The organism is Alteraurantiacibacter lauratis, from assembly GCF_037154155.1.
Classification (GTDB): domain Bacteria; phylum Pseudomonadota; class Alphaproteobacteria; order Sphingomonadales; family Sphingomonadaceae; genus Alteraurantiacibacter; species Alteraurantiacibacter lauratis.
Genome location: NZ_JBANRN010000004.1, coordinates 1 through 12,050, shown reverse-complemented (window position 1 = coordinate 12,050; position 12,050 = coordinate 1). Strand labels below are relative to the sequence as shown.

15 protein-coding genes are annotated in these 12,050 nt (G+C 64.6%); 6 read left to right on the top strand and 9 right to left on the bottom strand.

Going from position 1 to position 12,050, the window contains the following annotated elements; genetic code table 11:
- Positions 1 to 48 precede the first annotated feature (48 nt).
- Positions 49 to 723, bottom strand: coding sequence for a DsbA family protein (locus tag WFP39_RS05160; RefSeq protein WP_336918110.1), 675 nt, complete (start codon positions 721 to 723; stop codon positions 49 to 51).
- A gap of 3 nt (positions 724 to 726) precedes the next feature.
- On the bottom strand, positions 727 to 1,269 hold the full coding sequence (locus WFP39_RS05155; protein WP_336918109.1) for a DUF721 domain-containing protein: 543 nt from the start codon (positions 1,267 to 1,269) through the stop codon (positions 727 to 729).
- 29 nt (positions 1,270 to 1,298) lie between these two features.
- Between WFP39_RS05155 and WFP39_RS05150 the strand changes: the two genes are divergently transcribed.
- The gene (locus WFP39_RS05150; RefSeq protein WP_336918108.1) at positions 1,299 to 2,321 is read left to right on the top strand and encodes an A/G-specific adenine glycosylase; all 1,023 of its coding nucleotides are present in this window, start codon (positions 1,299 to 1,301) and stop codon (positions 2,319 to 2,321) included.
- Here WFP39_RS05150 and WFP39_RS05145 read toward each other — a convergent pair.
- On the bottom strand, positions 2,318 to 2,539 hold the full coding sequence (locus tag WFP39_RS05145; RefSeq protein ID WP_336918107.1) for a hypothetical protein: 222 nt from the start codon (positions 2,537 to 2,539) through the stop codon (positions 2,318 to 2,320). The two genes, WFP39_RS05150 and WFP39_RS05145, sit on opposite strands and share 4 nt — an antisense overlap.
- 127 nt (positions 2,540 to 2,666) lie before the next feature.
- Between WFP39_RS05145 and WFP39_RS05140 the strand changes: the two genes are divergently transcribed.
- The 3 genes from WFP39_RS05140 to WFP39_RS05130 are packed head-to-tail and all read left to right on the top strand — an operon-like array spanning position 2,667 to position 5,567.
- Positions 2,667 to 4,001 carry a serine hydrolase domain-containing protein gene (locus WFP39_RS05140; RefSeq protein WP_336918106.1) on the top strand — a complete coding sequence of 445 codons (1,335 nt, stop codon included), beginning with the start codon at positions 2,667 to 2,669 and terminating at the stop codon, positions 3,999 to 4,001.
- Positions 4,002 to 4,011: 10 nt separating this feature from the next.
- Positions 4,012 to 4,890: an NAD(+) diphosphatase gene (gene nudC, locus WFP39_RS05135; protein ID WP_336918105.1), complete on the top strand. Its 879-nt coding sequence runs from the start codon at positions 4,012 to 4,014 to the stop codon at positions 4,888 to 4,890.
- On the top strand, positions 4,869 to 5,567 hold the full coding sequence (locus WFP39_RS05130) for a DsbA family oxidoreductase (protein WP_336918103.1): 699 nt from the start codon (positions 4,869 to 4,871) through the stop codon (positions 5,565 to 5,567). Before nudC ends, WFP39_RS05130 begins: the two co-directional genes overlap by 22 nt.
- Before the next feature lie 10 nt (positions 5,568 to 5,577).
- On the opposite strand, the gene WFP39_RS05125 is transcribed toward WFP39_RS05130, so the two are convergent.
- Together WFP39_RS05125 and mgtE are read right to left on the bottom strand one after the other, a co-directional pair.
- Entirely contained in the window at positions 5,578 to 5,973 is a 396-nt protein-coding gene (locus WFP39_RS05125) for a DUF1489 family protein (protein ID WP_336918102.1), read from the bottom strand.
- Positions 5,974 to 5,999: 26 nt separating this feature from the next.
- Positions 6,000 to 7,427 carry a magnesium transporter gene (mgtE, locus tag WFP39_RS05120; RefSeq protein WP_336918101.1) on the bottom strand — a complete coding sequence of 476 codons (1,428 nt, stop codon included), beginning with the start codon at positions 7,425 to 7,427 and terminating at the stop codon, positions 6,000 to 6,002.
- 116 nt (positions 7,428 to 7,543) lie between these two features.
- Between mgtE and WFP39_RS05115 the strand changes: the two genes are divergently transcribed.
- Both WFP39_RS05115 and WFP39_RS05110 read left to right on the top strand, forming a co-directional pair.
- Positions 7,544 to 8,008, top strand: coding sequence for a peptidylprolyl isomerase (locus tag WFP39_RS05115; protein ID WP_336918099.1), 465 nt, complete (start codon positions 7,544 to 7,546; stop codon positions 8,006 to 8,008).
- Positions 8,008 to 8,322 (top strand): hypothetical protein, encoded by a 315-nt coding sequence (locus tag WFP39_RS05110; protein ID WP_336918097.1) that lies wholly within the window; start codon positions 8,008 to 8,010, stop codon positions 8,320 to 8,322. Before WFP39_RS05115 ends, WFP39_RS05110 begins: the two co-directional genes overlap by 1 nt.
- Positions 8,323 to 8,361: 39 nt before the next feature.
- On the opposite strand, the gene WFP39_RS05105 is transcribed toward WFP39_RS05110, so the two are convergent.
- From WFP39_RS05105 to ybeY, 4 genes are all read right to left on the bottom strand, one after another.
- Positions 8,362 to 9,315 (bottom strand): SgcJ/EcaC family oxidoreductase, encoded by a 954-nt coding sequence (locus WFP39_RS05105; RefSeq protein WP_336918095.1) that lies wholly within the window; start codon positions 9,313 to 9,315, stop codon positions 8,362 to 8,364.
- Positions 9,316 to 9,399: 84 nt separating this feature from the next.
- Complete coding sequence (locus WFP39_RS05100) at positions 9,400 to 10,278, bottom strand: LysR family transcriptional regulator (RefSeq protein ID WP_336918093.1); 879 nt, start codon at positions 10,276 to 10,278, stop codon at positions 9,400 to 9,402.
- Positions 10,279 to 10,367: 89 nt separating this feature from the next.
- Complete coding sequence (locus WFP39_RS05095) at positions 10,368 to 11,306, bottom strand: hemolysin family protein (protein WP_336918091.1); 939 nt, start codon at positions 11,304 to 11,306, stop codon at positions 10,368 to 10,370.
- A gap of 23 nt (positions 11,307 to 11,329) precedes the next feature.
- Complete coding sequence (gene ybeY / locus WFP39_RS05090; protein ID WP_336918090.1) at positions 11,330 to 11,827, bottom strand: rRNA maturation RNase YbeY; 498 nt, start codon at positions 11,825 to 11,827, stop codon at positions 11,330 to 11,332.
- Positions 11,828 to 12,050 lie beyond the last annotated feature (223 nt).

Here is a 12,050-nt window from a genome sequence, read left to right as displayed (position 1 = left end):
TTGCACAGGATATGCCCAGCTAATCGCACGCGCAGCCCCTTCGCAAGCTTAACGCAGCGCAGCATCCAGCCGGGGTTGCAGCGCCTGCCAGCTGTGCACGCCCGATACCATCGTGCCGTTGATAGCAAAGCTGGGTGTTCCGGGAATGTCCCAGCGCGCATTGTCGGCTGCGGCGGTTTCGGCCAGCCGGCGCGCCTCGGCCTCGTTGTTCAGGCACTGGTCGAGCTGCGCGGCGGTATATCCGCGCGGCTCCATGATGCGGTAAAGGCCGATATCGCTTGCAATCGCCCGCATCCGCGCGCCGGTGGTGCCGGTGCGCCAGCGCGCCTGCTGCGCCGGGGTCGTCGCCTGTGCGGCGGCCAGCCAGCGAGGCTGATCGCGCAGGATCGCGCGGTGATTGCCCCAGAACCTGTCCGCCGAACCGCACTCCGCCGCCAGCGCGGCCGCCAGATCGATCGGGTTGCGGATCACATGGCGCACTTCCACCGCCACGCGTCCCGTCTGCACATAGGCGAGGCGCAGCGGCCCTTCGGCCTGCGTTTCGAAATTGGCGCAATGCGGGCAGGTATAGCTGACGAAGGTGGTGAGCCGCGTGGAGGCCTGCGGATTGCCGTGCAGGTTCCCGCCATCGGTGGTCGAATAGGTGGCGTCCCAGTTCTGCGCCACCACCGCGCTGATCGGGGCGGCGGCGAGCAGAAGCCCTGCAAGAACAGCCTTCTTCATTCCTCAATCATCCTCTTTCGATCCCAGCGAACGGGCCAGCGATTCGAGCACCATGCGCAGTTCCGGATCGCCAATATCGCGCAAGGAATCGCCCAATTCCATCGGAATGGGTTTGAGCGAAGGCGGCGCGGTAGCGGGTTTTTGAGCAGCATCCGCCTTAACCGCGCCTTGCCGCATCTTTACCCGTGCCACCGCCTTGTATCCGAAAAAGCGGTTCACCCGCTCGATAATTTCCGGGATGACATGCTGGATCAGCGGGGCGTGTGCGGGCTGGACCACCAGTTGCAGGATGCCGTCGGCCTTTTCGCCGGGGGGAAAGCGGATCGCTTCGGGCACGCAGACGCGGGCATGGGCCGCACCCACGATTTCGGGCCAGCGCGTGACGACGCTGGATTGCACAAAGCCAAAGCGGCGAAAGGCGGCGCGCCCGATTTGCGGCACCAGATCGGCCACCGCCTGCGCGTCCCCGCCGCGTGGCCGTTCATAGGGGCGCGCGGGTTTGGCAGGGGGGCTTTTGGGCCGGGGTGGGGGCTTGCCGCTTTCCATTGCGGCCCTGCCTATGCCATGGCGCGGCAATGGACAACACCGCACAGGCCTTGCTCGATTGGTATGATGGCCATGCCCGCGACCTGCCGTGGCGGGTGAAGGGCGGCGCAAGGCCCGATCCCTATCGCGTCTGGCTGTCCGAAGTGATGCTGCAACAGACCACAACGGCGGCGGTTGCGCCCTATTTTAACAAATTCGTGGCGCGCTGGCCCACGGTGGATGCTCTGGCCGCCGCGCCAGAATCGGAGGTGATGGCCGCATGGGCGGGGCTGGGCTATTACAGCCGCGCGCGCAATCTGGTGGCCTGCGCCCGCGATGTTGCCGCGCGTGGCGGCTTTCCGGAAAACGAGGCGGAGCTGCGCAAGCTGCCCGGACTTGGCCCCTATACTGCCGCCGCGATTGCCGCGATTGCCTTTGGTCAGCGGGCGGTGGTGGTGGACGCCAATGTGGAACGGGTGGTGGCGCGGCTGCTTGCCATAGAGGAACCGCTGCCGGGTGTGCGCAAGGCAATCCGCGCCGCCGCCGATGCGATCACGCCAGAAAACCGCGCGGGCGATTTTGCCCAAGCGATGATGGATTTGGGCGCGACGATCTGCACCGCGCGTGATGCCAAATGCCTGCTTTGCCCATTGTCCTCGCAATGCCGGGGCCGCGCCACCGGCGATCCGCTGCGGCTGCCGGTCAAGGCTGCGAAAAAGGCTCGACCGCGCCGCACGGGCACTGCCTTCTGGATTGAGCGCGACGGCGCTGTCTGGCTGGTGACGCGCGCGGGGCGCGGAATGCTGGCCGGGATGCGCGCACTGCCCGACGATGGCTGGTCAGCGCGGGGAGACGGACACGGCGATCCGCCGCTGGGCGGGCGCTGGCAGGCTGGCGGCGTGGTGCGCCACACATTCAGCCATTTCGATCTGGAACTGGGCGTGGCGATCTATGCCGAGGATGCAATAATCGAGTTATCCGGCGGCGAATGGTGGCCGGTGGAGCGGCTTGACGAGGCGGGCCTTCCTACTCTGTTCGCCAAGGCGGCGCAGCTGGTGTTGGCGCGGAATTAGATGATCCCGCCGCCTAGCGACAGGCGGATTACCGCGATGGCAAAGATCACCAGGCAGAAATTGCGCCCCGCATTCGTGCTCGACAGCGCGCCCACGACAATCCCCGTCACCACCAGCGGCAATGCCAGCCAATTGCCCCAGCCCAACAGCGGGATTTGCGAGGGGATTACAATGATCAACGAGATCAGCCCGATGAGGATGGAGAGCACGTTCAGCATCTGTTTTATTTAGGTAAGACACTGGGCGATCGCAAGGGTCCGTCAGCCGCGGCGCAATCGCTCGCTTGAAGGGCGAGCAAGCGCTGCTAGTGTCCCGCCACAAAAGGATCAGAACGGGAGAATTCGCGTGGAAGCCAATCGTATCGACGGCATCGCCTTGTCGCGGCGGCAATTCGCAGGCGCGGGCGGCCTTGCGGCCCTGGCGCTGGCTTTTCCGCACCTCGCTTTCGCGCAAGGAACTGGCGACGATGCCGTGCGCCGCTGGCCCGGCGTGGCAAACATGGTCCGCAGCTATGTAGGCGATGGCAGGGTGGCGAACATGGTCGCGGCGCTGGGGATGGGGCCGGGCGATCCGGACGTGATCGCGATGGGCAATACCAGCTTCACCAGCGGCCAGCCCGCCGATGCGGACAGCCTCTACCGCATCTATTCGATGACCAAGCCGATTACCGGCATGGCGACCTTTGCCTGTATAGAGGAAGGCTGGCTGGACCTTGACCAGCCGATTGCCGACATCCTGCCTGCCTTCGCCAATATGCAGGTGCAAAAGGTCTATGACGGGCCGATCACGCCCGACAATCTGGAGCCCGCCGCGCGCCCGATCACCGTGCGCCATTGCCTGACACATACTGCCGGCCTCGGCTATTCGATCGTGCAGCAGGGGCCGCTGGCCGATGCCTATACCGCCGCCGGCCTTGTGCCGGGCCTGGTCACGCGAATGGAGAATGTGCCCGCCTTTCGCGGCACGCCGGTGCGCAGTCTGGCGCTGTTTGCTGACCGGCTGGCGGAAATGCCGCTGGTGGCGCAGCCGGGCACGCGCTGGGTCTATTCGGTCGGGCTCGACCTCTTGGGTCGTGTGATCGAAGTGGTGACGGGCAAGAGCTTCGACCGTTTCCTGAAGGAGCGCTTTTTCGATCCGCTGGGCATGACCTCCACCTTCTTTCAGGTGCCGCTGACACAGGCGCACCGCTTTACCGCCAATTATTTCCTGCTGAACGGGATGCTGGTGCCGATCGACCTGCCCGACAACAGCGTCTATCTCGACCCGCCGCCTTTCCCCTTTGGCGGGGCGGGGCTGGTGTCGAGTGCGCGCGATTACGACCGCTTTCTGGCGATGATCGCGGGGCGCGGCACGGTGGACGGGGTGACTGTGCTGGATCGCAGCAGCGTGGAGCAGGCGACAAGCGACCTGATGCCCGATACGCTGGCTGCTGATGGCGGGTTCTCCAGCGGCGGGCGTGCTTTCGGTTATGGCGCAGGCGGGCTGGTTGGCCGGGGCGATGCGGCGGGGCTGTTCGGCTGGTTCGGCGCGGCAGGAACCTGCGGCCTTGTCGATATGAACCGGGGCCTGCGCCACACGCTGATGACGCAATATATGCCGAGCATGGAATACAGCGTGCAGAATGATTTTCCCGTAGTGGTGGCCGGTGATGCCGCCGCGCTGGCCTCGCGCCGGGGTTGAGATTGGCTGCATGACGATACACTATCCCGGCCACGGACTGGACCGGGCCGATCACAGCCGCACTGATCCCGCCTTGCTGGCGGCCTTGCGCGCACGGGCCGATGCGCGGCTGCTGCTGCTTGATGCGCTCTCGCCAGTGCTCAATCCGGCCAACCGCCTGAGTTTTGGCGCGGCCGCCGATCTGCCGCCCGATGCCGAAACGGTGTTTCTGGGCATGGATGGCGAAGTGCCCGTCTTTGCTGCGGTGCCGGCAGAGGGGGACGACCGCCCGGCTTTTCGGCAAAAGCCCAATTGGGCCGCCATAGCCTTGCTGGGTGCGCAGGACATGGCGCTTTACGCCAGTGCGCGCAGTCTGGTCGATTGGCACGCGCGGCACCGCTTCTGCGCCCGCTGCGGCGCGCCCACGGTGATCGCCAAGGGAGGTTGGCAGCGCGATTGCCCGTCTTGCACCGCGCAGCATTTCCCGCGCACCGATCCGGTGGCGATCATGCTGGTCGAGCACGAGGGCGACCTGCTGTTGGGGCGCGGAACGCAGTTTCCACCGCACAGCTATTCGGCGCTCGCAGGCTTCATTGAGCCGGGCGAGACTATCGAACAGGCAGTAGCGCGCGAAGTGTGGGAGGAAGCGGGCGTGCGCGTCCACTCGGTCCGCTATATCGGCAGCCAGCCATGGCCCTTTCCCAGCCAGTTGATGATCGGCTGCCACGCGCTGGCCGATGCGCGCGATCTGACGGTGGATTACACCGAACTGGCCGATGCGCGCTGGTTCACCCGCGCCGAAGTGGCCGAGGCGATGGAGAGGCGCAGCGATGCCGCCGCCTTCATTCCGCCACCAGCGCAAGCTATTGCCAATGCCATGCTTGGCTGGTGGCTGGAGAGAACCCGATGAGCGAGGTGTTGCAGGTGGATATCTGGTCGGATGTGGTGTGCCCCTGGTGCGCCATCGGCCATGCGCAGTTCAAGCAGGCGGTGGCCGATCTGAAAGGCACGGTGGACGTCGACGTGGTGTTCCTGCCCTTTGAGCTCAATCCCGACATGCCGCCCGAAGGCCGCGATCAGGCGGAATTGCTGGCGCGGGCCTATGGCAAGAGCGCCGAGGAAGTTACTGAAATGCAGCGCCATGTGGAAGCGGCGGCAGAGGCGGCGGGCTTTGATATGGGCTGGACAGGCGAGGGCGATGCCCCGCCGCGCCATGTGTGGAACACGCACGGCGCGCACAAGCTGCTGCGCTGGGCGCTGGAAACATCGGGCGCGCAGGCGCAGGGTGAACTGAAACAGGCGCTGTTCGCCGCGCATTTTCAGGCGCGGCGCAATATCTCCGACAGGGCGGTGCTGCTCGATCTGGTGGCGGCGCAGGGGCTTGATCCGGCGGCGGCGGCCCGCGCGCTCGACGATCCCGGCCTGTCGCAGGCGATCCGGCGCGATCAGGAACTGGCGGCGCAGAACAATATCCGCTCGGTCCCCACCTTCGTGGTCAACGGCAAATTTATCCTGCAAGGCAGCGCGGAGCCGGAAAGCTACAAACAGGCGTTGATCAAGCTCGCCACCATGGAAGCATTGGCGTGAGGGAAAGGCGCTAGACCAGCCCCAGCTTTGCCAGCTCGCTCACCAATTTGCCCGGCATGGCATCGCCCACCACTTCGCCATCGAGCAGATCGGCAGGCGCGTCCGCATCCTCCAGGTATCGCCAGCCCTGATGCGCCCGCTTGGGGCGCGGGTGCACGCGGTGGAGGCGGTTTTCGAGCACAATGTCCCAATGCCCGTCGGGCCGCTGCTCAAAGCCGGTAATCGCGGCGCGGGCAATGATCGCGTGTTCGTGAATCCAGTAAAGCGAGCCGCCGATAATCTCCGCATGGCGCTTGGGCAGGTAGCGTGTGCGCAGCCGCTTGTCCGGCGTGCGCCCGTCGAACCATGCCTCCAGCTCGGCCAGAGACGAGCAGCGGAAGGCGATCTTGGTGAGGTGGAGCGGCATGGGGGGAAGATAGGGTTTCCCTGCTTTCAGACCAGCCCCATGCCGACCGCGAGGCCCAGGAATACCAGAAAGCCCATCGAATCCGTCGTCATGGTGACAAAGATCGAGGAGGCGATCGCCGGATCTGCGCGCAGCTTGTCAAGCGTGAGCGGCACGAACACGCCGGCAAAGCCCGCGATCACGATATTCCCCATCATCGCCAGAGCAATCACCAGCCCCAGCATCGGATTGCCGAAGATCAGGCTCACCGCCGTGCCGATCACCAGCGCCACGGTGGTGCCGTTGAGCAGCGCGATCGACATTTCGCGCCGCACCGCGCGCCAGGTATTGCTGCTGGTAAGCTGGTTGGTTGCCAGGGCGCGCACCGTCACCGCCAGTGTCTGCGTGCCCGCATTGCCGCCGATCCCGGCGACGATCGGCATCAGCACGGCCAGCGCCACCATCTGCGCGATCACATCCTCGAAGCGGGAAATCACGAAGCTGGCGACCGATGCGGTGAGCAGATTGGCGAGCAGCCAGCGCACGCGCGCGGAATAGGCATCGCGGATCGGCTCGTTAATGTCGCCATCGCCCGCGCCCGACAGCAGCAGCGCGTCCTCGCCGGCTTCTTCCTGAATGATGTGGACGATGTCGTCGACGGTGAGCTGACCCACCAGCCGGCCGCTCTCGTCCACCACGGCCGCCGAGATCAGGCCGTATTTCTGGAAGCGCAGCGCGACTTCTTCCTGATCCATGTCGGTGGGGATCAGCGTCTGGTCGCGCTTCATTACGTCGGTAAGGGCGATGTGGCGCGGCGTGCGCAGGATCCACGAAAGCTGGCAGGTGCCCACCGGGTGATGCCGGTGATCGACCACGAAGACTTCCCAGAACTCGGTAGTCAGATCGTCATGCTCGCGCAGATAGTCGATCAGGTCGCCCACCGTCATCGTATCGGGCACCGCCACCAGCTCGCGCTGCATCAGGCGGCCGGCGGATTCTTCCGGGTAGGACAGCGCGCTTTCGATGACTGCGCGGTCTTCCGGCTCCATCTCGGCCAGAATCGCCTGCTGATCCTCGGCGTCGAGATCCTCCAGCAATTGCACCGCGTCATCGGTGTCGAGCTGTTCGGCGATTTCCGCGACCGCGGCGGCGGGCAGCGCCTCGATCATGTCCTCGCGGACATAGTCGTTGAGTTCAGCGATCACCTCGCCGCTCATCAGATCGGTGATGGCAGCGGCCAGACCCGCGCGCTCGGCGGGCTGGAGCAGTTCGAACAGGTCGGCAACGTCGGCGGGGTGGAGCGGTTCGACCAGATCGTAGACGCGCGCCACATCGCCATCGGCCAGCGCGGCGCGCACGGCGTTGACGAAGCTTGGTTTCAGCAGATTGTCTTCGTCCAGCTCCTCCACGCGTGGTTCCGCAGCAACGTTCTCGACGCTGTCTTCTGCCGGGTCGTGCAAATCGGTCTGGGCCATGGAAGGTGGGCCTAATCGCGCTGCCTGTAAAAGCAAGCATCAGCCGCGCTGATGGCGTGACTTTGCCCGCATTTGCCCTATATCCCGGCACCACATTTCATTGAGGAGACATTTGCATGGCCGCCGAACATCTGACCTTCACCCTCGACACCGGCAACGGCGAAGGCGGCGATGTCGTCATCAAGCTGCGCCCCGATGTGGCCCCCGGCCATGTCGCGCGCATTTCCGAACTGGTTTCGGAAGGGTTTTACGACGGCGTGGTGTTCCACCGCGTGATCCCCGGCTTCATGGCGCAGGGCGGCGATCCGACCGGCACCGGCATGGGCGGCAGCGACAAGCCCGACCTCCAGGCCGAATTCAACGATGTGCCGCATGTGCGCGGCGTCTGCTCGATGGCCCGCACCAGCGCTCCGCACAGCGCCAATTCGCAGTTCTTCATCTGCTTTGACGATGCGCGCTTCCTCGACAAGCAATATACCGTATGGGGCGAAGTCATCAGCGGGATGGAGCATGTCGACGCGCTGCCCAAGGGCGAACCGCCGCGCAACCCCGGCAAGATCGTGAAGGCCACGCTTTCTTGATGCCATTGGGGCAGTGGCTGGCGCTGCTGCTGGCGGCGGGGCTAATGCCCTTGCCGCTGGCCGGGTGCCTGTTGCCGCCCGATGCGCCCACCATCCTCGCCAGCGCGGGCGGCACCGGGCCCGACGATGCCTATGTCGTCTATTCCCGTTCGCAGGAGATCGAAGTTCTCGCCCTGCTGGGACTGGAAGCGGTGCGGCAGGAACTGCACCTGCTGAACGGGCGCACTTTCCATGTCACCGCGGCCCGTTCCCTGCAAACAGGCGAAACGCGAGATGTCTGGTTCGACATCTCGCGTTTCCATGGTCGCGAATAGGGGCCGTAATTCGGCCCGGTTAGATCGTGTCAGACCCGATCAATCGGGCGCGACATTGCGGCTCTGGATCAGCCAGCGGCCGTTCTGCTTGATGACGATGTCCTCGCCCCAGCCCTGCGCGAGCATTTCCGGACGCGGACCAGCGGGCACGCCGCGCGTGACGGTCTGCCAGTAATAGCGGACCACGGCGCGGTTGGGATTGATGAACTCAATGGTCTGGTTGCTCATCACATGGTGCAGCGTGGGCGACTGCGCGTTGCGGTTGGCGGCCATGCCGCTGACCATCTGCCGCAGCGCATCACGGCCGCGCGTGTTGCCGAAGCTGCCGTCCTCGGTGAAGACAGCGGCATAGGCATCCGCGTTCCAGGTGTCGATCGCGCGCACGTAATTCCACATCAGCCGTTCAATCGCGGCGCGGTCCTGCGCCTCGCGCAGCAGATTGTCGGCGGCAACGGCGGGCGGGGTGTAATTGGGCAGGGTGGCCGGATCCCAGTGCTGATCGGCCTTGCCATCGACAAAGCGCCAGCTGTCAAACCAGGTGGTCGTGTAGGTGCCGCCATTGGGATCGCCGGGGATCGGCAGTTCGCGCCGGATCACCACGGTCACATAATCGCCTTCGGCCTGCACCGAGACGATGGGCGTTACCAGCCGGTCGCAGGTGGGGGTGGGCTGCACGCGGGCCACATTGACAAAGTAGTTCACCACGCCTTCCAGCCCTGATGCGGCGAGCGGATTGTGCTGGATGTAGCGGTCGGTCAGCCATTCGCCCGCCCGGTGCCACTGGTTGCATTGCAGCAGCTCGCGCATGATGTGGAGCGCAGCCTGCTTGTTGCGGTGAAGCACGGGATCGCGGCTGGTGAACAGGCTTTCGGGATCGGGATGCCCCACCACGGGGTCGTTGAGCGGCATCATCTGCGCCGATGCGGGCGCGATGAAGGCCAGCGGGCTGATGGCGGCCAGTGCGGCAGCCAGAACGGTTTTCCTGATTTGCATGTCTCTCCCCTTTGGATCATTTGCGAATCCGCAGGGGAGGGGTTGTGCCGCAAAACGGCCACGCGGGCTAGGGTTGCGCGACTGTCAGAGCCCTGCCGACACGATCCAATCGTGAAAGATGCGCAAGGGCCGCGCATCCAGATCCACCGGCTTGCACAGGAACCAGTAGGAATAGGGGCTGGCAATCTTCTGCCGGTAAAGGCCGGTCACGCGCGGATCGGCATTCCGGATCATGTGATCGTCATGCATGATGGCGATGCCGAGGCCCTGCGCGGCGGCTTCGAGGATCAACTGGCCCGAATCGTAATGGTCCACCGCCACGGGTTGCAGCTTTTCGAGGCCCAGCGCCTTCTTCCACGCCTCGAAACTCAGTTCCATGTCGGTGTGGACAAGGAAGGTCTGCTTTTCCAGTTCGGCAATGTCGGGCACCGGTCCCAGCTTCTCGGCCAGCGCGACCGAACAGATCGCGTGCACACTGTTTTCGTCGAGCTGCACCGCATGAAACGCCTTGTCGGGCGTAGTGGTGAGCGCAATGGCGGCATCCAGCGTGTCGCCCACCCGGTCGATCAGATGCGGGCCGGTGTCGATATCCAGATGCAGGCGCGGATGCATGGCGCGCAGTTCGGGCAGGCGCGGGAACAGCCGCTGCGTGCCGAACAGCGGCATGACGCCAAGGCGCAGGCGCAGCGTTTGCAGGTTTTCCGACTGCGCCTCCACTGCGGCGGCCAGCGTTTCCAGATGCGGGGCGACCGCGTCGTAGAAATTGCGCCCTTCATCGGTCAGCTTCATCACCTGGCCCGAACGGGAGAACAGCTTCTTGCCGGTGAAATCTTCCAGATTGGTGATTCGCCGCGACAGCGCCGACGGCGAAAGGCCCAGTTCACTCGCCGCCGCGCGCGCCGAGCCAAGGCGCACCGTGCGCACGAATGCCTCCAGGGCACGAAGGGGCGGCAATCTGCGCATGGGGGCCTTTGTTCACAATTATGCAACTGCTGTCGAGCGGGATAAGTAAAAATCGCTGGGAAAACTGGAGCAAGCGGCCGATTGCCCGCCTATTCGACCGCTTCGGCCTCCGCCGCTGGCGGGGCGTGGAGGCGCAGGCGCGTAACATGCGTCTCGTCCCCTGCAATCACCTCGATGCGCCAGCCGCTGGGATGTTCGAGCACGCTGCCCGGCTGCGGCACATGGCCCGCCAGCACAAAGGTGAGCCCGCCCAGCGTATCGACCGATTCTGCAACCTCGGCAATGCGCGGATCGCCCAGCGTCTCGGCCAGATCGTCGAGTTCGGCCAGCGCGTCGGCTTCCCACATCCCGTCGCCCAGCGGCACCACCAGGTCCACCGGGTCATCGTCATGCTCGTCCGCGATTTCGCCGACGATTTCCTCGACCAGATCCTCGATCGTGATGAGGCCATCGGTGCCGGAAAACTCGTCGAGCACGATGGCCAGATGCGTCTTTCTGGCGCGCATATCGGCCAGCACGTCGAGCGCGCCGCGCGCCTGCGGCACATAGAGCGGCTGGCGCATCAGCGTGGTCCAGTCGGCCGGCGGCGCGCGCCCTTCGGCCAGGATCGGGAAGACATCCTTGATGTGCATCATGCCGATCACATCGTCCAAGGTCTCGCGGTATACCGGCAGCCGCGAATGGCCGTGTTCGGCAAACAGCGCGACCACCTCGTCCCAGCTCGATGCGGCGTCGATGGCAATGATCTGCCCGCGCGGCACGGCGATATCGTCGGCGTCGTGTTCGGAAAAATGCAGCAGGTTCTTGAGCATGATAAGCTCTGCACGGGACAGGTCACCCTTGGCGCCGTTCTCACCGCTCACACCGGAGGCCTGATCCTCCTCATGCTCCTCGATCGCTTCTTCGAGTTGTTCGCGTAGGGAAGGGCCTTCCTCGCCTTCGAACAGCGATTTTATCGCGCCCCAAAGGCCGCCGCTACTCTCCCCGTCTCCCGATTGGGAATCACCACCCTTGCTGTTGTCGGCCATCGCCGCAAGCTACCCCTGCTGTTTCAATTCTCGCTATATGGGTTGGCGATACCCATTTGTGCAAGCGCCAACACTTCAAGCGCTTCCATCGTCTCGGCATCTTCGGCGGAAATCGCGTGATCGTGGCCCGCCAGATGCAGCAGGCCGTGGATGATGAGATGCGCGGCATGGGCTTCCAATGGCACGTCCTTTTCCGCCGCTTCACGCGCGCAGGTTTCATAGGCGAGCGCGATGTCACCCAGCATTTGGGGCGGGCCTTCGGGGGCAAGGGCGAGCAGTTCGGCCCGCTCCAGCATGGGGAAGGAGAGCACATTGGTCGCCTTGTCGCGCCCGCGCCATTCGCGGTTGAGCGCGTGGATTTCGGCATCGGATGTGAACAGCAGCGAGGTTTCGAGGCGCGGATTGGCCAGTTCCGGCGCGACCTGCTGCACCGCGTTTAATGCGCGTGTGGCAAGCGCGGCCCAATCGCCCCACGGCGCGGCAGGGGCGGGCCAATCCTCGATATCGATCTCAAGCTGCATGACGCGCAGCCCCTAGCGCAGATTGCGCGGGTGGGGAATGGTGGGGTGGGAAGCAAATGTCCTCAAGCAATATTGCTTGATAACCCTCCCAAGCCTGGTTCATTCTGCATTGGTGTACCAATGATCAAGGAAAAAACTGTTGTCGTTAGGGTCTAAACCCAATCAGCCTCTTGAAATTCAGTGCGTGTATTGATTCAGAGTGTCTCCGCTGAAGCAGGAGACC